Consider the following 23,452-nt stretch of genomic DNA (forward strand, 5'->3'; position numbering starts at 1 on the left):
AGCCGCACAGTGTGCGGGTAACACTAAGTACGGAATAAAGATTTGTATTTAGATGTATTTTTTTATTTGATCTGTCACTTCGCTATCACCGGGAATGCCGAGATCCGCAGCCTGGCCCCGCCCATGGGTACCAACGTAAGCGTAGTTTCGTTCGCATTGCTTACTACCGGACTTTGCGGCAATATACCCGCCAGGCCATATTGGTCTATCCCCCATTCGGCTATCTGTTTGCCTTTTACTTTCAGCTCTATCGGCGCGTTGGCATTGATGAAAGGGTTATTATCGGCCGGATATTTCTTCTTAACCACGGTGAATGATTTGGCAGCATCCTTATCCAGCACCAAACCATAGTTCCAGTCAGATCCGGGGTGGATCTCGTACGATGGCCATTTGTTGGCATCGGCCCCCTCCTGCCAGCCCGAGTCGTCCATGGCAGTGGTTTTGCTGTCGCCTTTAATGTAGTTCTCCTTTATCTTGAGCGAGTAGGTAAGCGGACCGTAATTTACGCTAACGCTGTTCTTGTTCTGCTCCCATTGGCGCACGTTGATATTCATGGGCAGGATAAGCGTCAGGCGGTCTCCGTTGTGCCAGTTGTTGCTGATGCGGATATAGCCGCCGCCTTTAGGATCAACCGAGATTATCTTTCCATTCAACTGCACCTTAGGCGCATCGCACCAATTGGGTACACGCAGGTACAACGGGAAGTTAACTGTGCCGGCAGTATTAATGGTGAATGCCACCCTATCGCTAAAAGGGTATTGTGTATTTTGGCTGATGCTTATCGTTTTTCCATTACCCACTTTTGCTTTCACACTGTTTTGGAAATACAGTTGCGCCGCCAAACCGTTATCAGGTGTGGCCATCCAGCTATTCTCGGCGTAATATACCCAGCCCGCCGCGTGGTTATGCTGGCAGCAGCGGCTACTGAAAGGGTTCATCATCAGGAACGGCCCATCGTTAGCGATGCCGGGCGAGTGGTTCTTGCTGTCGTTAAATACCATGTTTGGCGCGGTAAGGTAGCGCAGGGCGCGATAATCCGGTTCGAAGGCGGCGGGATAGGTATTAAAAGCCACATCTTCGGTATTATCGGCCCAAAAGGTATCGCCGGTAATAGGCAGCAGCATTTGGTTCGATGTCATTTGCTCTACCATACCGCAAGTCTCTACCGCCTGGCGGGGGTCGTTGTAGCCTTTGCGGGCATTCTCATCCGCACCGAACATGCCGCCCGGCACCTGCCCGTAAATATCGCGCACCAGTTTAAAATCGTTATAAGTAGCATCAAGATCGGCCTTTGCATTACTTTGCTGGTAAAATTGCGCCGGCTCACGGAAGCTTTCGGCAATGTTCACGTTATGCCAGTTGGGTAGTTTATCGGCCTGGCGCCAGTTGGCGGTATTATGGTCTATCTTGGCGGCCAGGTCAAGCAAAAAGCTATCGCCTGTTTTGTTGTATAGCCAGTAAACGCTCACCAGGTTATCGCCGCCACGGCTGTTCTCCCAATAATCCTTCAGGAACATGTTATCGGGAACACTCAGCTCCCATTTAAAATAGCGGGTCATGAACGGCACCACCCTAGCATCGTGCGAATACTCGTACCACGAGATCAAACACCAAAGCATCGGCATATTAGTCCAAAGGTCGCGTTTGCCACGTTTTAGTACCACCGGACCAAAATCTCCATCGGGGCGCTGATTGTTCAGCACGGCATCTATCCAAAATTTCGATTTGGCGATCATCTGCGGGTCGTGCAGCATATAGCCGATATTGGCGTACCCCTTCAGCCAGTAAGGCAATTCCTCCCAGCCGAATTTACCTTTGCCATCTTTATTTATCCAGGCGTTATCGGTTTTGGAGAGCCACTTACTGATCTCGTCCAAATGGCCAGTTAAACCTGAACGCTGTAGTTCTAAAAAATGTTTCAGCCAGCCGCCGGGAATAACGCTGCCAATGGGTAACCTTGCAAAGTATTCCTTTTGCAGCGGGGCACGGTTGCTTAAATAATATGTGTTGATTGTGGTATTGGCAGGCGCTGATACGCGGCTCACCTGTAAAGCACCTTGCGCATGGGCACCGTTTATGACGGCAGCTAATGCCAGCGTGGCAAATGTCTTCCGGATAATATTGGTCATAATAGTTAAGTAGATGTATTTACAATATTAAGGATATATTTTAATTACGGCACCGATACTGGCAAGATCACACCCCTAAATTGTCGCTTTTGCACTGCATCGTATTTGCGGCAGGACATTAACTTTGGGGTATCAATTAAAACGATCAAACATTATGGCAACTCAAATTTTTGTAAATCTACCTGTAAAAGATCTTTCGAAAACCATCGCGTTCTTCGAGGGCCTGGGCTACAGCTTCAACCCGCAATTCACCAACGAACTGGCCGGCTGCATGGTGGTGAGCGATACCATTTACTTTATGATGGTAACCGAGGGTTTCTTCCAGACCTTTACCAATAAACCCATCAGCGATGCTACTAAAGCCACCGAGGTACTGAACTGCGTATCGGTAGAAAGCCGTGAAAAGGCCGACGAACTTTATGACAAGGCTATCGCCGGTGGCGGCCAGCCATCAAAAGAACCAACCGATTACGGCTGGATGTATGGCCGCAGTTTCCAGGACCTGGATGGGCACCAGTGGGAGGTGATGTACCTTGACCCGGCTGGCCCGCCTGCGGAGCATTGACCGGAGTAGTTACCACCTAATTGTCATTGCGAGCGATAGCGCGGCAACCCCATAGGACCTGCAATCAGGACCTGCCTATGGGATTGCCGCGTCGCTACGCTCCTCGCAATGACAAGGAAGCGATAAAAAAGACTACAAACTTTATCAACATTGTATTTTTGTGGATAAACCCTCGCACAATTTTTGCATTTTTGCCCAATTAAACCAGCGAGACAAACATGGGGCGATACTATATTATCGATTTCGACAGTACATTTACACAGGTTGAGGCTTTGGATGAACTGGCCCGCATATCGTTAAAAAGCCACCCCGACCGCGAAAAGATCTATCAGCAGATCGAGGACTACACCAATGCCAGCATGGAGGGCCGCCTTTCGTTTGCCGAAAGTCTTGCCGCCCGTGTACGATTACTGGAAGCCAACCGCGACCACCTGAAGCAACTGGTTACACACCTCAAGAAAAAGGTATCTACCTCTTTTTCGCGCAACAGCGTCTTCTTTAAAAACCATGCCGATGAGGTACTCATCGTATCCGGCGGGTTTAAAGAATTCATCATCCCGGTTGTTGCCGAATACCATATCAAAAAGGAAAACATCTATGCCAATACTTTCGAGTTTGACGAGGAGGGCAAGATCATCGGTTACGATAAAAGTAACCCTCTATCGCAGGAGGGCGGCAAGGTAAAGCTACTTCGCGAGATGAACCTGCAAGGTGATATTTTTGGCATTGGCGATGGCTACTCTGATTTTCAATTAAAGGAATCGGGCCTGATCAAAAAGTTCTTCGCTTACACCGAAAATATCGAGCGTAAATCGGTGGTTGAAAAGGCCGACCATATCACGCCAAGCTTTGATGAATTTTTGTACATCAACAAGTTACCACGAGCTATCTCTTATCCTAAAAACCGCATCAAATGTTTAGTGGTAGGCAATATTGATGAAGAAGCGCTGGTGCAGATGCGCAAAGAAGGCTACAACATCCGCCATAAAGAGCAGATAGAGGATAAATATTTGCAGGAAGCCGGTGTACTGTTTTGCGATGAGGCCAACCAGCCCACGCCCGAACAGGTGGAAGCTGCCGGTCGCTTAAAGGTTATCGGTTGCTTTGGTAAAGTGCAAAGCCGTAAACTGGCCGATACAGCCTGCGCGGCTGGCGTCATCATTTTCGACGACCCGAAGAGTAACCCACGCAATACCGACTTTATCCCTAAGCGCGTTATCGCCTTTATGAACGAGGGTAAAACGCATACCAGCTGCAACTTTCCCGATCTGCAGCCGCCACGTGTAAGCAATGCCCACCGGCTTATCCATATCCACAAGAACGTACCTGGCATCCTGGCTAAAATAAACGAGGTGTTCGCCCGCCACAACATCAACATCGTTGGCGAGTTTTTGGTGACCAACCCGCAAATTGGTTATGTAATTACCGATGTAAATACCGGTTACGATACCCAGGTGCTGGAGGAATTAAAAGCTATTGAGCAGACCATTAAGTTTAGGTTGCTGTATTAGGTATATTCTTCGAAATTTGTCATTTCGACCATCGGGAGAAATCTTATACGTGCGACCGGCTACACGTATAATATTTCTCTTTTGCGCTAAACACATCCCAGCCCTTGCTCTATCGAAATGACAAATTCTTAATTACTGAGCCAGCAGCTCCGCCACTTCCACACCCAATGCATCGGCTATGGCAAACAGGTGTTCTACCGTAAGTTTTGTTTTTCTTAACTCAATTTTGCTGTAGGCGTTTTGGCCGATGTGCATTTTGGCGGCCATATATTCCTGCGAGAAGTAACTGCGCTCGCGGGTTTTTCTAATGTTATGAAGAATGTATTCGATGTTGATCCCGGACATATAAAACTAATATTCAGCTTTTTATTATTGATGCTTATATCAGCATATACGAAAAAATATCATACAAAGTTTTACTATTAGTTATAATATTTTCATATAATAACAATTTAATTAAACTCTGTTTACAAACTATGCGAAGTATTGGGATGATGATCCTGAACGGTGTTTTGCGACCCGGCGGTATGCCCGGCTACATCAAGCTTGCCATCATCATTACGGAATAAGCGATAAACATCGCCGGTGTAGGTAGTGGTGTAGGTTCCGGTGTAATTATCAAGGTATTCGGTACGGTCGATAGTGATGGTATAGCAACTTACCTCGCCGCTGTTTTGGGTGAAGCAATTCCCGGCAACAGTATCCTGTTGAAGCCGGTTGATAACCAGCCGGTATTTTAAATAACCTGATGCCTTAGCGGTTTGTTTTAATTGGTTGAGAAAGTAATTATAGATCTCCTTTTTATCGGGGATTTTAGAAACTGGCCCTGAATGATGACCAGGTTGATCACAAGTTGAAAGCAATATAACCGGAACTAAAAACAACAGGCAGCGGGATTTTACAGCATAAGGTATCATGCAATAAACAACCCTCCCGGGCAAAAATTTGTTTACCGGTATCTAATTCGTTATAGGAATAAAAAAAACGCTTATATCCCCAGCACCTGCTTCAGCTTCACGTAGCCCGATTTGCTTACGGGAATCTTGGCCCCCGAACGAAGGATAGCCAAATGGGCATCCTTTTCGTACGGATCGATGCGGGTGATCTCCTGTATGCTGACGATGTACGAACGGTGCACCCGCACAAAATAGCGTGGATCAAGGGTCTGTTCAAAGAAGCCCATGGTCTTATTTTTCAGGTACGATCCTTCGGCGGTGTGGATGCTTACGTAATCGTCGTCGGCCTCCAGGTACAGTACGTCCTGCACGGGGATAATTTTTACTTTGGTGCCGGTCTTCACCACAATACGTTCGTGTTGTGCAGGCGATACGTTACCGCTTTCCAGCAGGTCTTCGGTTGGTTTTATGGCTTGCGCGGGGGCAGCGGCCAAAAATTTATGAACGGCAGCCTCAAAGCGCTCCTTGCTGAAAGGCTTCAGCAAATAATCAACCGCGTGGGCTTCAAAGGCTTTTATGGCGTATTCATCAAAGGCGGTGGCAAATATCACGGCCGGGCGCTGATCCAGCAGTTCCAGCATTTCGAAGCCGTTTATTTTAGGCATCTGCACGTCCAGGAACAACAGGTCGGGTTTGTGCTGGTTAACAGCTTTTATCCCCTCGAAACCGTCGCCGCATTCACCTAAAACTTCTATCTGCGGGAAACTTTGTAAATACTCCCGCACCACCATGCGGGCCAAAGGTTCATCATCAATGATCAATACGCGTTTCGTCATTTGCCTGCGGTACTTTTATTACGGTTGTAAATATATCATCATTTGGGTAGGTTTCCACCAAATCGTTACGGGCAAATAGCAAATAAAGGCGGCGCTGCACCCCGCGCAGCCCGAAGCCGGTACCGGTACGTGGCCGTGTAGTTTTGGCATCGTAAGGGTTTTGCACCATTATCACCAGGTAGTTATCCTCCACCTCACCGCGGATGCTGATGGTTACTTCGTCGGTGGTATCGTACAAGCCAAATTTTATGGCGTTCTCTACAATGGGCTGCAACAGCAGGGCGGGCAGCAGAGCGGTCCCACAAACTTTATCGCAACTGATCTCGGTAACCAGTCGGTGCCCGAAGCGCACCTTTTCAATATCAAGGTATAGTTGCAGGTGCGCCAGTTCTTCGGTTAACGGCACCATTTGCTGATCGTCTTTTTTCAGTGTGCCGCGCAAAAAGTCCGACAGTTGGTGGATCATCTTGCGCGCTTCATCGGGCTTAAAACCTATCAGCGCGTTAATAGAGTTAAGGCTGTTGAACAAAAAGTGCGGCTGCAATTGCTGGCGCAGGTTGTATAGCTCGGCTTCGCGGGCCAGCTTTTCGGCTTCGCCCTTGCGCTTCTCGTTCTCTTTATGATCCAGTTGCGCGTACCATACCAGACTGATCATCGCCATCCAGCCAATAGCGAGGAAGTTGGTAAAGAAGCGTATCACCAGCGATTGCGTAAGGAAGTTAAAATAGGCCGTTTGCCCGTTAATGAATGGCAAACAATACCTGCTGCCCGCCACACTGGCCGCCGCCAGCGCCACACACCAAAAAAACAGGTTGATATAGCTGCCCTTGCCGGGCTGGTAGTAGCGCAGGTTATTATTAATGAGCCAGCATACCGCCGCCAGTAAGATGGTGCTTACGCCCCCATCAATACCGGCGGTATACCAATCGAACCCGAAGCTGTGGACGATGTAGGTTTGCGCTACACCCCATGCCAGTCCGCAGGCGGCAAATGCCCAGTCCAATTTTATCGAAGCCGATGTTTGGTTGCTCACAGGTTAAAGTAGTTAATTGATGTGTAGCCTCACCCCAACCCCTCTCCAGAGGAGAGGGGCTAAAAGTCCTCTCCTTTGGAGAGGATTTAGGTGAGGCTTAATTAATATTTTTTAGTTACCAACGCCAATCAGCGCCGATTTATGGTGCGCCCATGCCATGTACAGGTCGGCATCGGCGGGTTCGTTTATCTGGTAATACAATTCGGTGCCGTCGGCCAGCTCGCTTAGCTGGTTAATTTCGGGCACATCTATAAATTGCCATTGCACGGTTTGCTTCTGGCTGTTCATAAAGTTATCTTCACAGATCTTGCCTAAACGGGTGGCTTTTTCAAAAGCCTGCTTATCGCTATCGGCCTGTATCAGGCGTAGTTGCTCGTCAAATTGCGCATCGTGGTTGCCCTCGCCGCTTACTATCCTGAAAACTATTTTCGCTACGTACCAGTTCATCGTTGTTTTGATTTTATGATCAATAGACCTGTATTAAAAACTCCTGATATCAACTCCGGCAAAGATGGATACACCTTTGATCACCAAAAGTTTATCGGTGCTTAGTGGCGCGCCCAGGTTCCGACGCTTATCGTCGACACTGCTAAAAACAGCGGCTACGTCTGATGTTACCTGCCAGTGCGGCGGGATGATCAGTTTGATGCCACCGAACAGCTGGACGATCTCTATCTCCACCCTGCCGTTAATATCGGCCTGGGTAAGGTCAAGGTCGGTACCGCCGAAGATGTTTACGATCTCGCCACCCTTAAAGTTCTTTGAGAGGATGGTGCGTTTTACACCACCAAAAACCGAAACGGTATCGATATGGTCATCGCCGCTTAGCGGTGGTACGTAGGTGCCTGAAGCATTGGCATCGGCAGTTGGGCCGTTAGGATCAAAGTTGGGATCGGGCTTACCTTTGGGTTCAAACGGATTGGTGTATTCGTGCCCGCCGAAAGGATTACCGCCTTTATATTTTTCAAAATGGCCGTTCCTCCATTGATACTTTTTCCCAAGCACCATGTACAGGCCAAAAAATATCAGCATCAATGGCCAAAAGGCGCGCTCTAATGAAAGGCCGGGGATAATGTCATCGGCAATAAACAGCACACCTATCAATATCATGATAGCCGCGCCAAAGGGCCTTGTGAAATTATTTTTAGAGCCGATATAAAGCCCCCAGACGATCAGCAGCATGGGCCAGCTGATGAGCCAGTGCGGGAACAGGAATCCTCCGATTTGTTGCAGCAGCAGCACTGCGCCTACTGCTAAAAGAATAAGGCCGGCAAATACTTTTCCGCTGCGCTGGCCTTGTGTATATTTTGGGTCGATACTCATGATCTATGTTAGTGTTATATTGTTGTACTTAATATTTTATTGATGATGTAAAACTAATATAATAGCACGCTTTTGCAAACCCATAGTTGGCGGGGAGTTGAACAAAGTCGGTAAAGGGGGGAGAAATGTCGGTGAAAATTTTTATTTGGATTGAGTGGGGAGTTTAACCACAGAGGACACGGAGGTTTTTCACAGAGTGCACGGAGATAATTAAGGCTTTTTAAGTGATACAAAATTAGTTCTATATTGCAGGTAAAATACCCCAATTATGAACCAGGAATTTACCCTCGGTAACGGAACTAAAATAGTTTACGGCCTGCTTGGCGCGGGCCTTGCGGCTTTTGCGATCTTCTTTTTCGCTATGCCCCGCAATCCTAATGTCAGTTATGCCGTTTATTCGATACCCTTGCTGTTTCTGCTGGGTTCGGTGCTTATGTTTATTAATATAGCCAGGCGCCGGGTTATTATTGCCGGTGATACCATTACCCGCGCCAATGTCTTCGGGACCAGGGAAATGGCCTTCGATCAAATAAAAGGCTGCCGTATTGGACAGAAAGTGATCATTATTGAGCCGCTTGACGCATCGGCAAAGCGAATGACCATAACCAATTATATCGATTATGCAGACGACGAAGTGTTGGTGAACTACCTGCGGGAACGCTTTACTGACCTTGACGCGGCCGACCTGCAAAAATCAGAAAAAGAATTTGCCGATGACAACCGTTTCGGTTTTAATACCGATGACCGCAAGGCAGCTTTGGAAAAAGCGACGGCTATATGTACAGCCTACAACATTATTGGTTTCACAGGCGGTTTCGCGCTTATTATTTTAAGAGGTGGCCGGGTTGCGGTTATTTGCGAAATAGTTTACCCGGTTATTGGCATCTTTCTGATGGCCTTCAGCCATGGGTTGATCAAATTTTTATCCAATAAAAAAAGGAGTGTATACCCGTTCATCGGGATAGGCTTTTTGATCGCTGCAATATCATTACTTATCCGTTCGCTGATTAATTATGAAATTTTAGGATACGACAAGCTGTTGCTTCCGTCCTTTGGAATTGCTTTGGCAATGTTTATACCGCTATATTATTGGGGCATAAACCGGGAAGCGGAATCCCCAAAAGGACAAGCGATCATGATGTTGGTAGTATCCCTGATATTTGGATTTGGGTTGACCAGGACATTGAATTGCCAGTACGATGATTCTGCGCCCCGCAATTTCAACACTACTGTATTAAGTAAATATATTAGCAGCGGCAAAGGCGCGCATTATCACATCACCTTAAATCCGTGGCATAACACGCAATCATCAAGGGAAATTGACGTAAGCCAAAGTGAATATGACCGCATCCAAATCGCCGATCCGGTTACCATACATGAAAAGCAGGGCTACCTGCACGTGCCATGGTTTTATGTGGATCTGTGATATTTTAGCTGTTTCGGCATGGTGGCTAAACCCCTCCCTGCCCCTACACAATCCAGCACACCCCTCCCATGGGAGGGAACTATTAAACGTAGCACAAGGGGAGTAACTTACACCTCCGGCTCCTGCTGGCTAAGGCAATGGAAACTGCCTAAACCCCAAATAATTTCGGTTGAATCGATACCTACCACTTTTCTATCCGGGAAACATTGCTGCAGGATATCAAGCGCTTTATCATCCTTGTCGCAACGGTAGGTTGGCACAATAACCGAATTATTGGCGATATAAAAATTAGCGTACGATGCCGGCAGGCGCTGATCATCCCAGATCACCGGGTCGGGCATGGGCAACTCGACTATATTCAATTGCTTGCCGTTAAGCAGGCGCATGCCTTTCAGGCTTTGCAGATTCTCCTGTAAAATATGGTAGTTCTCGTCGTTATGGTTTTCTTCAACTACGGTAACAACGGTATCGGTGTTTACAAAGCGGGTGATATCGTCGATGTGGCCGTCGGTATCGTCGCCAATAATGCCATCACCCAGCCACAGAATTTGCTCTACACCGTAATAATTACGCAGGTAACCCTCAATTTCGCCCTGGTTAAGGTGCGGGTTACGGTTGGTGTTCAATAAACAAGCCGTGGTGGTCAACAAGGTACCGGCACCATTAAAATCAACCGAGCCGCCTTCCATTACTATGCCCGGATGATAAACCGGCAGACCGAAATGCTGGCCGATCTTGGTCGGGATCACATCATCCAGATCGAACGGTGGATACTTGCCGCCCCAGGCATTGTAGCCCCAATCTACAATCGCTTTTTGCTTAGTAGCATTATTAACCAAAAAGGCTGGTCCATGGTCACGGCACCAGGCATCGTTAGTAGGGAACTGAAAGAATTGGATCTTGCTCAGATCGGCACCAACCATTTCCAATTGCAGGCGGGCAAAGGTTTGCATCTGCTCGTCGGCCACGTTAATGCGCACCAGTTCGCCCTTGGCTACTTCCTTTATAAACTCGGCATACTTATCGTATATCAGGCCTATTTTGCCCGGCCACGATTCTTCCTTATGCGGCCAGCTCAGCCAGGTGGCGGTGTGGCGTTCCCACTCTGCGGGAAATGTGAAGCCGTTGGCGGCGGGATAGTTGGTATTGGTCATGGTGTATATCTTCTCTATTTGTCATTGCAGATATAGAGGCCTCACCCTGCCCTCTCCAGAGGAGAGGGTTCTAAAAACCTTTTAAAGCCCTCCCTGCTGGGGAGGGTTTGGGTGGGGCTACCTCGCAATGACGCGGTGGTGATTAATCGTTGTCGAGTAAACGTTTGGTGATCGGCTGATAAGAATCGATCCTGCGATCACGCAAAAACGGCCAGTGGCTGCGGTAGTAATCAGACTTGTTTAAATCCAACTCTTTTACAATCACCTCTTCCTCTTCAACAGTGGTTTGGTGCAAAAGTTCGCCAAAAGGGTCGGCAAAAAAGGATCCACCCCAGAATTTCACGCCGGCTTCTTCGCCTACACGGTTCACGCTTACCACGTGCACACCGTTGGCCACGGCATGGCTGCGCTGTATGGTTTGCCAGGCGTTATATTGCTTGGTATTGGTAGCCTCATCCTGCGTAGTAGCCCAGCCAATGGCCGTTGGGTAGAATAAGATCTCGGCACCCATTAATGCGGTAATGCGGGCAGCTTCCGGGTACCATTGGTCCCAGCAGATGAGTACGCCTATGGTAGCGAATTTGGTTTTGAACACTTTATAGCCCAGATCGCCGGGGGTGAAGTAAAATTTCTCGTAAAAGCCCGGGTCGTCCGGTATATGCATCTTGCGGTACTTGCCCAGGTAAGCGCCATCGGCATCCAACACGGCGGTGGTATTGTGGTAAACCCCCTGCGCGCGTTTTTCGAACAGCGAGGCGATGATCACCACACCCAGTTCGGCCGCTACTTTAGAAAGTTCATCGGTTGACGGGCCGGGGATAGCTTCGGCCAGTTTAAAATTATCGTAGTTCTCCTCATCGCAAAAATAAAGCGATGTAAACAACTCCTGCAGGCAAACGATCTGCGCGCCTTTGGCGGCGGCTTCGCGCACTTTAACAATAGCTTTTTGCAAATTCTGTTGCTTATCCGCAACGCAGCTCATTTGCACAATTCCAACATTAACCTTGCTCATAACGTGTGTCTGATAAATTTGGCGCAAAAATAGTTCTTTTTAGAGATTAGTTAATTAGTGATTAGAGATTAGTATTTAACAATGACAAACACCTTTGCTACTTTTAAACCAATACTACCTGCCCAATGTTCTGCTAATCACTAAAACTGTTAAACTATGTTAATTCTGCGTAACGATATTGTCCTAATCACTAATCAACTAATCACTATTTAACTAAAACATTATCTTTGCCCCCAATGTCAGAAAACTCAGAAATAGAAGAAATTGTTGACGAAGGCACCGAGCACAAGACTTGGAAGGGCAAGCTTTGGGGTGTTGTAAAAGTCATCTTGATCATAGCCGTTACCGGTGGTTTGTTGTATTACGTATTCAGCAAAGTGCCCTTTGTTAAAATTAAAGACCGCCTGGTACATGCCGACCGCGGATGGCTGGCCGCTGCCATACTGGCTTACTGTGGCTCAATGCTGTTCTCGTCGTGGCGGTTATTAAGCTTCTTTAAATCGATAGGTTTACGGTTAGACTGGCGCTTTAACCTGCGCCTGTATTTCCTGGGGCTGTGCTACAACGTATTGCTGCCCGGCGGCATCGGTGGCGATGGTTACAAAATTTACCTGCTACATAAACGCTATAACCTGCCCACCAAAAAAGTATTCTGGGCCATATTGTTCGACAGGCTGAGCGGCTTCTGGGCCATCGGCGCTATTGTGGTGGGGCTAATTATCCTGATACCAAGTTTCCCGTATCATTTGGCCATTCCGCTTACCATTGTATCTATCGGTTCGGTAATTTACTATGCGGTTGCCCGTAAGTTTTTTAAGGATTATACACATAACTTTTTCCAGGCACATGGCAAGGCTATCGGTGTGCAAAGCATGCAGTTGCTTACCATTGTTTGCCTGCTAATGGCGCAGGGGTTCAATGGCAAGTTTGCCCCTTACCTATTGTCATTCCTGTTCTCCTCGCTGGCGGCGGTTATTCCGTTTAGTTTAGGTGGCGGGGGCATTCGCGACGCCTTGTTCCTTACCCTGGCGCGCCAGTTTAACCTTACCGAGGATATGGCCGTGTACCTGAGCTTTGGTTTCTACCTTATCTCTATTATTGTGGCTTTACTGGGTGTATACTATGTATTGGTACCTAAACGTTTGGAAGAGGGCTTAAAAAGCGCCGACAAACCAAAATTGGAAAATCACCCTATAGAAGAATAATATTTCTTTTTTTAGACCAATTTTAGAATCATATTCTGAAATTTGGAAAGCTCGCAACCTTATGCATAACTTGGCGTTATATTATAAACGCACGGTTATCTATGAGCCAGTTTAATGATTTTAATAATCCGCAGGTAGCTGCCCTGCCCGCCCATTTAAAGCAATTTATTGTAGATCAGCATTACGATCATTACACCCCTATAGACCATGCCGTGTGGCGCTACGTGATGCGCCAAAACTATAGCTACCTTAAAGATGTAGCCTATTACCCCTATATCCCCGGCCTGCAAAAAGCGGGGCTGACCATCGAGCATATCCCCAACCTGCAGGACATGAACAACGCGCTGGCCAAAATTGGCTGGGGCGCCGTAACGGTTGATGGCTTTATTCCGCCGGCGGCGTTTATGGAGTACCAGGCTTACCGGGTGCTGGTCATAGCCGCCGATATCCGCCAGTTAAAGCATATCGAATATACCCCCGCACCCGATATCATTCATGAATCGGCCGGGCACGCGCCTATCATTGCCGATAAGGATTATCACGAATACCTGAGTTATTTTGGGTCGATAGGTGCCAGGGCCATGTTCTCGGCACAGGATTTTGAATTGTACGAGGCTATCCGTTCGCTATCGATATTAAAAGAGATGCCCGATGCTGACCCTGAAGCTATCAAGGAAGCTGAAGAGTTAGTGGCTTATCGCCAGGAAAATATCGGCACACCATCGGAAATGGCCCTGCTAAGCCGCCTGCACTGGTGGACGGTAGAGTACGGCCTGATCGGTACGCTGGATAACCCCAAAATATATGGGGCCGGCCTGCTATCATCCATCGGCGAAAGTTCTACCTGTATGCTGCCCGATGTAAAGAAACTGCCTTATACTATCGACGCGGTAAACTACAGCTACGATATCACCAAGCAGCAACCGCAGCTTTTTGTAACCCCTACCTTCCAAAACCTGATAGACGTGCTGGAAGAGTTTGCCGATACCATGGCCTTCCGCAAAGGTGGCGCATACGGACTGCAAAAGGCGGTAGAAAGCAACAATACCTGCACAGTGGTATACAGTTCGGGCTTGCAGGTTAGCGGTACGGTTAGCGATTTTAAGACCGATAAAGGCACACCATCATTCATCAAACTAAGTGGTCCGGCGACATTGGCTTATAATAATAAGCAGCTAAAAGGCCACGGAAAAAATTATCATAAAGATGGCTTCAGCTCGCCCGTGGGCAAACTGAAAGATCAAAGTACACCATTAGAAGACTTTACCGAAGGCCAACGCTTTACAGCCGGCATACAGGAAGGCAAAACCGCTTACCTTAATTTTGAGAGCGGCATCAGCTTAGTGGGCAAAGTAAAATCCATCACCATAAACGGAGGTAAATTACAGATCATCGCTTTTGAGGATTGCACAGTTAAAGATGCTGAAAGCCAAATTCTGTTCGACCCATCGTGGGGCGTATACGATATGGCTGTAGGCGAACTGATCACTTCGGTTTTTTGCGGCGCGGCTGATAAGGAAGCGTTTGAAGAGATCAGCTATAAATCGAACACCGGGACACACCATATACAGTACGACGCGCGCCTGCTGGAACTACACCACCTTTACCGGCAGGTGCGCAATTGTCGTCAAAGCCAAAAAGGGTACCAATACCTGGGCAATGTTTGGGAGCAACTGGAAAAGAACCATCACGACGACTGGCTGTGCGCCATGGAGATACTAGAGATACTTGATCACGAAGAACTGGAACCCCAACTGGCCGATGATATCCGCGCATTTCTTGAACACAAGGCTGCTACCGAACCGGAGTTGAAGAAATTGATCAGCGATGGGTTTTATTTAATCAAGCACCCGGTGGAGCAGGCGTTGGTGGTTTAGGCAGAAATTTGCTACCTTTATACTATGACAAAAGTAAGCTTCACAGTTGACGACGAGCGCTTAGGATCAGTAGAGCGGATCTTGAGAGAGCTCCCTTTTGTGCATGATATAGAGGTTGAGGGAAATGAACAAACCTTAAAAGAGCCTTTAAGCCAGTATGAAAAGCTAAAAAGGATAATTGATGATTCAAAAGGCAAAGATCTTTTCAAAGATATCGAAGATCCATCTGAATGGCAGCGCGAAATAAGAAAGGAATGGGATCGTGATCTTTGATACGAATGTATTGATCTACCTGTCGAAGTCCGAACTGAACCTTGAATACATTCTGAACGAAAAGGCAGCTATTTCTGTCATTACTAAAATAGAATCTTTGGGCTATCCTTTCAAAGACCCCAACGAACATGGTTTCTTACTTGATATTTGTAATGCACTCCCGGTAGTGCCGTTATCTGATGCGATAGCCGAAGAGACCATCAAGATCCGCTCTAAACATAAGATCAAACTTCCCGATGCCATTATCTATGCAACAGCTGTTGTATCTGGCTTACCCTTGTTAACTAACAACATTAATGATTTTAGATCGTTAGGTGGTAAAGTTGAACTGATCGACCCATTTACTATATGAACATCATCATCACAGGCGCCAGCAGTGGCGTAGGTTTCGAAGCCGTTTTAGAATTATGCCTGTCGGGCAAACACAAGGTGATCGCCCTGGCACGGTCGCAGGATAAGCTGACCAAATTATTGGAGATTGCCTTAGGGTTAAATCCCGACGCGGTACTTTACCCGCTGGTGTTCGACATTGTTCACGACGATTACCACGGTTTGCAGCAATTTATCCAAACCCGTTTTGAAGGCAAGGTCGATGTGCTGATCAACAACGCCGGTGTACTCATCAATAAACCTTTTGCCGATATGGACGAGGCCGATTTTGTAGAGATGCTGCAAAGCAATTACATAGGGCATGTGCGCATGATCCAAAGCACCCTGCCGCTGATGGCCGAAGATAGCCACATCGTCAACATTGGCAGTATGGGAGCCTTCCAGGGCAGTGCTAAGTTTGCAGGCTTATCAGCCTATTCGGCCAGTAAGGCGGCTTTGCATACCCTTACCGAATGCCTGGCCCTTGAACTGGCCGACCGTAAGATCAAAGTGAACTGCCTGGCCTTAGGTTCGGCGCAGACCGAAATGCTGGAGCAGGCTTTCCCCGGTTACGAATCGCCGGTAATGGCTTTCGAAATGGGCAAATACATCGCCGATTTCGCGCTGACCGGGCAAAGGTTCTTCAATGGTAAGATATTGCCGGTGGCGGTGACAACGCCTTAGTTTGTTGTAGTGATGGCAATTTAACCACAAAGGCCACAAAGAAATAGCAAATTCATTAGCACAAAGAACACAGAGATAATCAATGTATGTTAAAAGATCTGACCATAAAGCAAGAGTTACTGGCTCAGCTCATGAGTGACATTTCAGAAAAATACTACGCTGCTGGTTGGGCGCAGGATCTGGAATATGTTTTATGGGACGCTGTTATCAATGGTGAAAGAAAATACGGCCATGACATCATTACTATAAGAGAAATTGAAACGTTAATATCGTTATCCAACGAAGCAAAATGTTGGATTGTATTTGATGACCATGCGGAAGAAACAGCTATCTCCTTAGAGGTCTGGCGAAAAAAATTCAATAATGATATTAGCAATAATGCAAAATTATTGAATAGCTAGGGCGTTGCCTGCGGCCGGGCTATCCGCTCATACTGCACTGGCCTTAGCCACAGGCCGGTATCCGCTACTATCTAACGCTGCCCGGCTTTGTGCCCTTTGTGTAAAACCTCTGTGCCCTTTGTGGTTAAATAGCCATTCTGTTAACCACCAACCAACTAATCACTATATTTGTCCCCAGTTTACAACACCTTAAATAATGAGCATATCTAAATTAGCGCAAAACCTGCGCGGTTCTGAAATTATAAAAATTGCCGGCGAGATCAACGAATTGAAAAAACAGGGGCAAAACATTGCCAACCTTACCATCGGCGATTTCGACTCGAATTTATACCCTATCCCCGCCGAACTGAAAGCCGGTATTGTGGGCGCTTATGGCCATAATCAAACCAACTATCCCCCTGCCGATGGAGTGCTCGATCTGCGTGAAAGCGTAAGCGAGTTCCTTCAAAAGCGCCTGGGCCTAACTTATCAAGCAAACGAGATCCTGATATCGGGTGGTTCACGCCCGCTGATCTATTCTATCTTCCTGGCTATTGTAGATCCCGGCGATACCGTGGTATTCCCGGCACCATCGTGGAACAACAACCACTACAGCGACCTGACCAGCGCCAACGCCATCATTGTGCAAACCACGCCCGAAAATAACTTTATGCCTACGGCTGCCGAGCTGGCCCCACACCTGAAAGGTGCTACGCTGCTGGCCCTGTGCTCGCCGCTGAACCCTACCGGTACCATGTTCACCAAAAAAGACCTGGAAGAAATATGCGATCTGGTAATTGCCGAGAACAAAACCCGCGCCGCAGGCGAAAAACCACTGTACATTTTGTACGATCAGATCTATTCGCAATTAACTTTTGGTACCCATCAGCATTACAACCCGGTAACGCTGCGCCCCGAACTGCGCGACTTAACCATTTTTGTTGACGGCGCATCTAAATGCTTTGCCGCTACCGGCGTGCGCGTAGGCTGGGGCTTCGGTCCGGCCAAAATTATCGATAACATGAAAGCTATTGTAGGCCACATGGGTGCATGGTCGCCTAAGGCCGAGCAGGTAGCTATGGCCGATTACCTGCGTCATGATGACCAGGTTGACGCTTACCTTGGCGACCTGAAGACCAAAATACAGGCAAGCCTGGCAGCCCTGCACGAAGGCTTCCAGCAATTAAAGGCCGATGGTTTAAATGTCGATTCCATCGAACCGATGGGCGCTATCTATCTAACCGTGAAGGTTGATTATGCAGGTAAAACTACGCCCGATGGAACGGTGATCAAAGATTCGGCAGATGTGAACTTTTACCTCATCAAAGAAGCCAAAGTGGCTTTAGTGCCTTTCTCGGCTTTTGGTACCGACGAGGGTATGTGCTGGTTCAGGGCTTCGGTGGGTGCAAGTTCGCTGCAGGATATCCAGCAGATGATACCGCGCATAAAAGACGCTTTATTGAAATTGAAATAACACACCCTTCCCAACCCTCCCCGATGGGGAGGGCTATTATATTTTGTAGATGAAAAAGCTTTGTTTATTTATTGCCTGTAGTTTACTTGTATTGGCATCCTGTAAAAAAAAGGCCGACGAGATAGATACGTCTACCGCTTCGGTTAACGTGGCCCTACTTACAACAAAAGCCTGGATAATTAGCGGCAATGATGCTAATCCCGCTACCAACCCTAAAGGCGGCACGATAAACTATGCCCCCATAAGCGCCTGTTATACCGACGACACCTATACTTTTAACACGGATGGCACCATGCTGGTAGACAATGGCACGGTACATTGCAACGGCGCCGAAGCGGCAACATCCACCTACAATTACAGTGTTGATAAAGTAAACAATACCATCACGGTAGACGGTAATACCTTCAGGCTGGCAGAAATATCGGCCATACAATTTAAGTATTATTCGGTTGTTTCTACACCTGCGGGTAATCAGTTTACAGTATATATCTTTCAGCACAATTAAACCATGCCCGCGGGAACACTCTACCTCATCCCTGTACCACTGGCCGATGAAGCCGCGGGCAAATCGTTTACGCCATATTTGGTGGATACCATCAATCAGATAAGCGAATACATCGTCGAAAACGAAAAAACCGCCCGTCGCTTCCTGAAGGAAGCCGGTCTGAAAACGCCTCAAAGCGAATTGCTGATACACGATTATGGTAAGCATAACCGGGATAAAAACGATAACGACTTTTTTAAAGGTCTGTTGGCGGGTAAAGATGTTGGCCTGATGAGCGAAGCCGGCTGCCCCGGCGTAGCCGACCCCGGCGCGGAAATAGTAGCCGAAGCGCATCGCAAAGGCATAAAAGTGGTGCCGTTGGTAGGCCCAAGTTCTATTTTACTGGCGCTGATGGCATCGGGCTTTAACGGGCAGAGTTTTACCTTTCATGGGTACCTGCCTATTGACAAAGCCGATCGTGCCCGCCGCCTGAAAGAACTGGAAAACCAGGCCGAGCGCCATAAGCAAACGCAACTATTTATAGAAACCCCCTTCCGCAACAACCCCATGCTGGAAGAAATTTTGCGCACCTGCAAACCCGCCACCCGCCTGTGCATTGCCTGCAACCTTACCGCGGCCGATGAAATGGTGAAAACCCAAAGCATCGCCGCCTGGAAAAAGCAAACACCCGATCTGCATAAAAAACCAACCATCTTTTTACTTTTCCACCCCTGATAAAGCATGCAGATCAGCGGGCAACATACATCGGTTTTAATTGCAGGCGCCGGCCCGTCTGGCCTGATGATGGCCGCGCAGTTGCTGCGCTATGGCATTCAACCTGTTATTATCGATAGCCGGCAGGGACCGACCAGCCATAGTAAAGCGCTGGCTGTTCAGGCGCGGTCTATGGAGATCTACCGGCAGATGGGTATTGTTGATAAGGTACTGAAGGATGGTAAACCTGCCAAAGGGATAACTTTTTACGATGACGGCAAACCCGGCGCGCAACTGCTGATGGACAGTGTAAGCGACGGCACTACGCCCTACCCCTTCATCCTGATGTACCCCCAAAGCAGCAACGAGCGTACCCTGCTGGATTACCTCACAATGAATTGCTGCCCTGTTTACTGGGATACCACGCTGACACACATCACTCAAACTACCGACAAGGCGACCGCGACGCTGGAAGCCAATGGCAAAACCCAAACCCTAACCGCCGATTGGGTGATCGGCGCGGATGGAGCGCATAGCCCGGTACGCAAATCGCTGAACATACCTTTTAACGGGGATACCTATAAAAGCCTCTTTTACCTCATAGACGGAAAGCTTGCCGACCGTTACGATATCGACCTGATCCGCGTTTTCCTGTCCACAAAAGGTCTGGCCGGATTCTTCCCCATGCCCCAGGAGGGCTACTACCGCATTATTGGCAATTTGCCTGACGGGGTGAACGAAGACGGTAGTGAACTGGAATTGAACGATGTGCTGCCATCCTTAAGCGCTATAGTCGGTCGCGGGATATCGGTTGAGGAATGCCGCTGGCTCATCACCTATAAACTGCATCACCGCATGGCCGATAATTTCAGGCTGGGGCGCTGCTTTTTAATTGGCGACGCGGCGCATATCCACTCGCCGGTTGGCGGGCAGGGTATGAATACTGGTTTACAGGATGCCTACAACCTGGCCTGGAAACTGGCCATGGTCATCAACCAAAAAGCAAATGCCAACCTGTTGGATACTTATCCCGAAGAACGGATGCCGGTAGCTAAACGCCTGCTAAAAACCACCGACAGCGCCTTTAAGTTCGCCATGTCTAAAGGTATCCTGTCGCGCACCTTCAAAAAATATATCATGACACGGCTGCTGCACTTTATGTGGAGCAAGGAGCGTATCCGCAAGTTCTTTTTCCTTACCGTATCGCAAACAGGTATCACCTATCGCGACAGCAAGCTGAACCTGCACCTTAGCAACGCCAAAAAAATAAAGGCCGGCGACCGATTGCCCTGCCTCACTATTTTCGACGAGAAGAAACAGGAAGAAACCGACCTGCACCAATGGTGCTTTAAACCCGGCTTCACGCTGATCATTTTAGGGAAGCTGATAGAAGAGGACCTGTTTAAAGTTGCACGCTGGCTTACGCAAACCTATAACGGCAGCATCAACTTTTATTATTTGCCCCCGTCCGAAAAAAACCAGCATGTGTTTGATGCCTTCGAGGTTGGCAAGGGACGGCATCGCAGCATACTGGTGCGCCCCGATATGCACATCGGCTTTATGAACGATGCGGTTGACCCGGACAGGATGGATAGGTATCTGAGCCCCCTAACCCCCTAAAGGGGGAACCCGATGTGCAAATGCGAAAATGTGCAAATATGCAGATGATAAAATTCTCGCATAACTTCCTCATTTGCACATCTGCATATAAGCACATTTTGCACATCGCCCCCTAGGCATCACCTCACAATCGCTACCCAGCCCGATAGCACGGTGCCGGGCTTCAAATCAATTTTATAATAATAAACGCCTTCGGGCAGTGGGACGCCACCCGTGCTGCCATCCCATTGTTTGGCATAGCCATGCGTTTGGTACACTACCCTGCCCAGGCGGTTAAACACCTGCGTATACGACTCGGGATAGGTTTCCAGCGCAACAATGTTCCAGGTATCGTTAATGCCATCGCCATTAGGGGTAAAAGTATTGGGCACTACTACCTTTTTGTAAACGCGGATAAATACGTCAGCTGTCGTTTCAAAATAGCAGGGGGCGCCGCTGGTGGCGTGCAGGGTGTAGGTAATATCTTCGGTGGGCCTCGCCGTTGGGCGCAGCGCGTTCGGGTCGCTTAGTCCGGTAGATGGTGTCCAGTAATAACTGGTGGCATTAGCGTCAACACTGCCATTGAGCGTGATGGTTTGCCCCTCGGTCATTTTTTGGTCGGCGCCGGCGCTGATTTGCGGCTTATTGGTAACGTTTACGGTTACCTGTGCTGTAGCGCTGCAAGCCGTCGCGTTGCTAACAGTTACCGTATAAGTTGTGGTTTTGGTTGGATTAGCCTGAGGGTTGGCTATATTAGGATTATCTAAACCCACTGCCGGCGACCAGGAGTAAGTAGTACCGCCCGATGCTGATAACTGTGCCTTATCGCCCTCGCAGATGGTAAAATTAGCATTACTTACCGATGCCGTTACTTTGGGACTTACCTTAAGGATGGTTGACGCGGTGGCCGTACAACCCGCGGCATTTTTTACAGTGACTGTATATGTATCATCATCGCTTAACTGCACATTGGGGATAGACAGATTAGCAGAGGACGAACTATACCCACCTTTGGACCGTGTCCATGTATAGGTGTTATTTGGGTCGGAACCTGACCGTAGGGTAAGCGAGAACGGCTGCCCTTCGCATACGGAGACGCTTGGCGGCGCGCTTACAGATGGTATATCGCTTATAGTGAGTGTAAGCACGTTAGACACCACCCTGCACGTTGGCGATGTGATATTACCCCCATTGGCGCTGGCCATGCGGTATTGATATGTGCCGGCTACAGCTGTAACCGCGGTAAAATTGGCCGTGTAATCTGTAGTGGTTGCCCCGGTTATATCTGTCCAGGTACCATTACTGTTTACCTGCCATTGGTACATGGGGTTTGGGTATCCGCCGGCCGGTATCTGCGCAATCATTTTATAGCTTTGAGCTGTACCCGCACAACCGCTGGCATTTTGTGATGATAATACGGGGAAACTTGAACTAATAACCGGCCCGCAGGGGCGAAAGGTGATATCATCTACCGCTATATCATTACCTGTGCCGCCTGCTCCATTATTGATCATTGTCAATGTAATATCGCCACCTACAGCAGGGGTTGTAAACAAAATACCGTACTGTTTCCAGTCCTTAGCGCTGATGCTGGGTGGCAAATCGCCGGTATTTATCAGGGTCTGATTCCCTAATGCATCTGTTATTTGAAACGTGATATTAGGGGTAGCCGTCTTCACGGTTTTTGCCATGTTAAGTAACCATGCAGCAAATTCGTAGGTAGTACCGGGGCATAGGCCGGTTATTTTTTGCTGAAAAAAATAGTTTGTTTTAGATACGTTGGCGTTCACCACCATCATATAACCGTTTCCTGTATGATCAGTAGCGGCCCACCAGTCAAACATGCCTGCTGTAGACTTTGTAATGGTATAGTAACCATCATTGGGGGTACCTGAAGTATACGTATAATTGGTTAGGTTGGGGATAGGGTTACTGTTAGAGAAATCAATATTCACAATCGGGTCGCCCAAACTACCGTTACATGTTTGCGACTGCGCATAACCAACGCTCACGGCAAACAGGTAACAAATAATCAATAGTATCAGGTATCGCATATTAACAAAAGCATTTTTAGCACGATGCAACATGGCTTAAGGTTTCGCAATTATTGCAGCGCTAATAAATTGGTTTTGTAAATATATAGTTTGTTGGTGAAGCTTTTATGAAACCTGGTGTAATAATTACAATAAGTAGTGGTTAAGATGTAGCGGATAAACAAGCGGAGAATGGTCTGTACCCCACAGACCATGTGAAAAGGACAAAAGCGTTGGGCAGTGCGATCCCCTCCCATAGGGAGGGTGAAGGGAGGGGTTTCTGCGATACCACATTGTGCCTAAACCCCTGCCACTACACTGCCCGGCGCGCCCCTCCCAAGAGCTATCGTTGTGGACACATCTCTAAATAAGAGCAACTTGTCATTTCGAACCCTTAGCGGGAGGGCAAGAGCGAGGAAAGGGTGAGAAATCTTATATATGAAGCCGGTCGCACGTACAAGATTTCTCCTCACGC

At 48.0% G+C, this 23,452-nt stretch carries 23 protein-coding genes; 13 read left to right on the top strand and 10 right to left on the bottom strand.

Translation table 11 applies throughout. The features are described 5' to 3' along the window. Nucleotides 1–74: 74 nt before the first annotated feature. On the bottom strand, nucleotides 75–2,129 hold the full coding sequence (locus HQ865_RS16320; RefSeq protein ID WP_173415921.1) for a beta-L-arabinofuranosidase domain-containing protein: 2,055 nt from the start codon (nucleotides 2,127–2,129) through the stop codon (nucleotides 75–77). Between the two features lie 154 nt (nucleotides 2,130–2,283). Between HQ865_RS16320 and HQ865_RS16325 the strand changes: the two genes are divergently transcribed. Then, nucleotides 2,284–2,694, top strand: a complete 411-nt coding sequence (locus HQ865_RS16325; RefSeq protein WP_173415922.1) for a VOC family protein — start codon at nucleotides 2,284–2,286, stop codon at nucleotides 2,692–2,694. A 218-nt stretch (nucleotides 2,695–2,912) separates the two neighbouring features. After that, nucleotides 2,913–4,205, top strand: a complete 1,293-nt coding sequence (locus tag HQ865_RS16330; RefSeq protein ID WP_173415923.1) for an HAD-IB family phosphatase — start codon at nucleotides 2,913–2,915, stop codon at nucleotides 4,203–4,205. A gap of 132 nt (nucleotides 4,206–4,337) precedes the next feature. Here HQ865_RS16330 and HQ865_RS16335 read toward each other — a convergent pair whose 3' ends face one another. From HQ865_RS16335 to HQ865_RS16360, 6 genes are all read right to left on the bottom strand, one after another. Further along, the gene (locus tag HQ865_RS16335; RefSeq protein WP_173415924.1) at nucleotides 4,338–4,550 is read right to left on the bottom strand and encodes a helix-turn-helix domain-containing protein; all 213 of its coding nucleotides are present in this window, start codon (nucleotides 4,548–4,550) and stop codon (nucleotides 4,338–4,340) included. Nucleotides 4,551–4,672: 122 nt separating this feature from the next. Continuing rightward, nucleotides 4,673–5,068 carry a hypothetical protein gene (locus HQ865_RS16340; RefSeq protein ID WP_173415925.1) on the bottom strand — a complete coding sequence of 132 codons (396 nt, stop codon included), beginning with the start codon at nucleotides 5,066–5,068 and terminating at the stop codon, nucleotides 4,673–4,675. A 125-nt stretch (nucleotides 5,069–5,193) separates the two neighbouring features. After that, a complete protein-coding gene (locus tag HQ865_RS16345) occupies nucleotides 5,194–5,937 on the bottom strand; it encodes a LytR/AlgR family response regulator transcription factor (protein ID WP_173415926.1) in 744 nt (247 codons plus the stop codon). Continuing rightward, the gene (locus HQ865_RS16350) at nucleotides 5,912–6,970 is read right to left on the bottom strand and encodes a sensor histidine kinase (RefSeq protein WP_237073484.1); all 1,059 of its coding nucleotides are present in this window, start codon (nucleotides 6,968–6,970) and stop codon (nucleotides 5,912–5,914) included. The genes HQ865_RS16345 and HQ865_RS16350 overlap by 26 nt, the downstream gene beginning before the upstream one ends. Nucleotides 6,971–7,081: 111 nt before the next feature. After that, nucleotides 7,082–7,417 (bottom strand): DUF4288 domain-containing protein, encoded by a 336-nt coding sequence (locus HQ865_RS16355; protein WP_173415927.1) that lies wholly within the window; start codon nucleotides 7,415–7,417, stop codon nucleotides 7,082–7,084. Nucleotides 7,418–7,450: 33 nt separating this feature from the next. Continuing rightward, complete coding sequence (locus HQ865_RS16360; protein ID WP_173415928.1) at nucleotides 7,451–8,293, bottom strand: LiaF transmembrane domain-containing protein; 843 nt, start codon at nucleotides 8,291–8,293, stop codon at nucleotides 7,451–7,453. A gap of 268 nt (nucleotides 8,294–8,561) precedes the next feature. Here HQ865_RS16360 and HQ865_RS16365 point away from each other — a divergent pair, with 268 nt between their 5' ends. Continuing rightward, nucleotides 8,562–9,719 (top strand): PH domain-containing protein, encoded by a 1,158-nt coding sequence (locus HQ865_RS16365; protein WP_173415929.1) that lies wholly within the window; start codon nucleotides 8,562–8,564, stop codon nucleotides 9,717–9,719. Nucleotides 9,720–9,826: 107 nt separating this feature from the next. On the opposite strand, the gene HQ865_RS16370 is transcribed toward HQ865_RS16365, so the two are convergent. Both HQ865_RS16370 and HQ865_RS16375 read right to left on the bottom strand, forming a co-directional pair. Further along, nucleotides 9,827–10,873: an agmatine deiminase family protein gene (locus tag HQ865_RS16370; protein WP_173415930.1), complete on the bottom strand. Its 1,047-nt coding sequence runs from the start codon at nucleotides 10,871–10,873 to the stop codon at nucleotides 9,827–9,829. A 142-nt stretch (nucleotides 10,874–11,015) separates the two neighbouring features. Next, a complete protein-coding gene (locus HQ865_RS16375) occupies nucleotides 11,016–11,885 on the bottom strand; it encodes a carbon-nitrogen hydrolase (RefSeq protein WP_173415931.1) in 870 nt (289 codons plus the stop codon). A 236-nt stretch (nucleotides 11,886–12,121) separates the two neighbouring features. On the opposite strand from HQ865_RS16375, the gene HQ865_RS16380 reads away from it, so the two are divergent. The 10 genes from HQ865_RS16380 to HQ865_RS16425 all read left to right on the top strand — a co-directional run bounded on the left by HQ865_RS16380 (nucleotide 12,122) and on the right by HQ865_RS16425 (nucleotide 20,965). Next, on the top strand, nucleotides 12,122–13,090 hold the full coding sequence (locus tag HQ865_RS16380) for a lysylphosphatidylglycerol synthase transmembrane domain-containing protein (protein WP_173415932.1): 969 nt from the start codon (nucleotides 12,122–12,124) through the stop codon (nucleotides 13,088–13,090). A gap of 101 nt (nucleotides 13,091–13,191) precedes the next feature. Further along, complete coding sequence (locus HQ865_RS16385) at nucleotides 13,192–14,967, top strand: aromatic amino acid hydroxylase (protein ID WP_173415933.1); 1,776 nt, start codon at nucleotides 13,192–13,194, stop codon at nucleotides 14,965–14,967. A gap of 24 nt (nucleotides 14,968–14,991) precedes the next feature. Then, on the top strand, nucleotides 14,992–15,240 hold the full coding sequence (locus tag HQ865_RS16390) for a hypothetical protein (RefSeq protein ID WP_173415934.1): 249 nt from the start codon (nucleotides 14,992–14,994) through the stop codon (nucleotides 15,238–15,240). Further along, a complete protein-coding gene (locus HQ865_RS16395) occupies nucleotides 15,230–15,592 on the top strand; it encodes a type II toxin-antitoxin system VapC family toxin (RefSeq protein ID WP_173415935.1) in 363 nt (120 codons plus the stop codon). The genes HQ865_RS16390 and HQ865_RS16395 overlap by 11 nt, the downstream gene beginning before the upstream one ends. Beyond that, a complete protein-coding gene (locus HQ865_RS16400; protein ID WP_173415936.1) occupies nucleotides 15,589–16,293 on the top strand; it encodes an SDR family NAD(P)-dependent oxidoreductase in 705 nt (234 codons plus the stop codon). The genes HQ865_RS16395 and HQ865_RS16400 overlap by 4 nt, the downstream gene beginning before the upstream one ends. Before the next feature lie 86 nt (nucleotides 16,294–16,379). Further along, nucleotides 16,380–16,694 carry a hypothetical protein gene (locus HQ865_RS16405; RefSeq protein ID WP_173415937.1) on the top strand — a complete coding sequence of 105 codons (315 nt, stop codon included), beginning with the start codon at nucleotides 16,380–16,382 and terminating at the stop codon, nucleotides 16,692–16,694. 196 nt (nucleotides 16,695–16,890) lie between these two features. Then, nucleotides 16,891–18,147: a pyridoxal phosphate-dependent aminotransferase gene (locus HQ865_RS16410; RefSeq protein ID WP_173415938.1), complete on the top strand. Its 1,257-nt coding sequence runs from the start codon at nucleotides 16,891–16,893 to the stop codon at nucleotides 18,145–18,147. A gap of 49 nt (nucleotides 18,148–18,196) precedes the next feature. Next, entirely contained in the window at nucleotides 18,197–18,652 is a 456-nt protein-coding gene (locus tag HQ865_RS16415) for a hypothetical protein (protein WP_173415939.1), read from the top strand. A gap of 3 nt (nucleotides 18,653–18,655) precedes the next feature. Then, complete coding sequence (locus tag HQ865_RS16420) at nucleotides 18,656–19,366, top strand: SAM-dependent methyltransferase (protein ID WP_173415940.1); 711 nt, start codon at nucleotides 18,656–18,658, stop codon at nucleotides 19,364–19,366. 6 nt (nucleotides 19,367–19,372) lie between these two features. Further along, nucleotides 19,373–20,965 carry an FAD-dependent monooxygenase gene (locus tag HQ865_RS16425; RefSeq protein ID WP_173415941.1) on the top strand — a complete coding sequence of 531 codons (1,593 nt, stop codon included), beginning with the start codon at nucleotides 19,373–19,375 and terminating at the stop codon, nucleotides 20,963–20,965. 119 nt (nucleotides 20,966–21,084) lie between these two features. On the opposite strand, the gene HQ865_RS16430 is transcribed toward HQ865_RS16425, so the two are convergent. Beyond that, nucleotides 21,085–22,998, bottom strand: a complete 1,914-nt coding sequence (locus HQ865_RS16430; RefSeq protein WP_173415942.1) for a T9SS type B sorting domain-containing protein — start codon at nucleotides 22,996–22,998, stop codon at nucleotides 21,085–21,087. Between the last annotated feature and the right edge of the window lie 454 nt (nucleotides 22,999–23,452).

The organism is Mucilaginibacter mali (genome assembly GCF_013283875.1).
Taxonomy (GTDB): domain Bacteria; phylum Bacteroidota; class Bacteroidia; order Sphingobacteriales; family Sphingobacteriaceae; genus Mucilaginibacter; species Mucilaginibacter mali.

Excerpts from the sequence above, each read along its gene's own strand:
- HQ865_RS16320 (WP_173415921.1), bottom strand. The coding sequence starts at position 2,129 with ATGACCAATATTATCCGGAAGACATTTGCCACGCTGGCATTAGCTGCC.
- HQ865_RS16325 (WP_173415922.1), top strand. The coding sequence starts at position 2,284 with ATGGCAACTCAAATTTTTGTAAATCTACCTGTAAAAGATCTTTCGAAA.
- HQ865_RS16330 (WP_173415923.1), top strand. The coding sequence starts at position 2,913 with ATGGGGCGATACTATATTATCGATTTCGACAGTACATTTACACAGGTT.
- HQ865_RS16335 (WP_173415924.1), bottom strand. The coding sequence starts at position 4,550 with ATGTCCGGGATCAACATCGAATACATTCTTCATAACATTAGAAAAACC.
- HQ865_RS16345 (WP_173415926.1), bottom strand. The coding sequence starts at position 5,937 with ATGACGAAACGCGTATTGATCATTGATGATGAACCTTTGGCCCGCATG.
- HQ865_RS16355 (WP_173415927.1), bottom strand. The coding sequence starts at position 7,417 with ATGAACTGGTACGTAGCGAAAATAGTTTTCAGGATAGTAAGCGGCGAG.
- HQ865_RS16360 (WP_173415928.1), bottom strand. The coding sequence starts at position 8,293 with ATGAGTATCGACCCAAAATATACACAAGGCCAGCGCAGCGGAAAAGTA.
- HQ865_RS16365 (WP_173415929.1), top strand. The coding sequence starts at position 8,562 with ATGAACCAGGAATTTACCCTCGGTAACGGAACTAAAATAGTTTACGGC.
- HQ865_RS16370 (WP_173415930.1), bottom strand. The coding sequence starts at position 10,873 with ATGACCAATACCAACTATCCCGCCGCCAACGGCTTCACATTTCCCGCA.
- HQ865_RS16375 (WP_173415931.1), bottom strand. The coding sequence starts at position 11,885 with ATGAGCAAGGTTAATGTTGGAATTGTGCAAATGAGCTGCGTTGCGGAT.
- HQ865_RS16380 (WP_173415932.1), top strand. The coding sequence starts at position 12,122 with ATGTCAGAAAACTCAGAAATAGAAGAAATTGTTGACGAAGGCACCGAG.
- HQ865_RS16385 (WP_173415933.1), top strand. The coding sequence starts at position 13,192 with ATGAGCCAGTTTAATGATTTTAATAATCCGCAGGTAGCTGCCCTGCCC.
- HQ865_RS16390 (WP_173415934.1), top strand. The coding sequence starts at position 14,992 with ATGACAAAAGTAAGCTTCACAGTTGACGACGAGCGCTTAGGATCAGTA.
- HQ865_RS16400 (WP_173415936.1), top strand. The coding sequence starts at position 15,589 with ATGAACATCATCATCACAGGCGCCAGCAGTGGCGTAGGTTTCGAAGCC.
- HQ865_RS16405 (WP_173415937.1), top strand. The coding sequence starts at position 16,380 with ATGTTAAAAGATCTGACCATAAAGCAAGAGTTACTGGCTCAGCTCATG.
- HQ865_RS16410 (WP_173415938.1), top strand. The coding sequence starts at position 16,891 with ATGAGCATATCTAAATTAGCGCAAAACCTGCGCGGTTCTGAAATTATA.
- HQ865_RS16415 (WP_173415939.1), top strand. The coding sequence starts at position 18,197 with ATGAAAAAGCTTTGTTTATTTATTGCCTGTAGTTTACTTGTATTGGCA.
- HQ865_RS16420 (WP_173415940.1), top strand. The coding sequence starts at position 18,656 with ATGCCCGCGGGAACACTCTACCTCATCCCTGTACCACTGGCCGATGAA.
- HQ865_RS16425 (WP_173415941.1), top strand. The coding sequence starts at position 19,373 with ATGCAGATCAGCGGGCAACATACATCGGTTTTAATTGCAGGCGCCGGC.
- HQ865_RS16430 (WP_173415942.1), bottom strand. The coding sequence starts at position 22,998 with ATGCGATACCTGATACTATTGATTATTTGTTACCTGTTTGCCGTGAGC.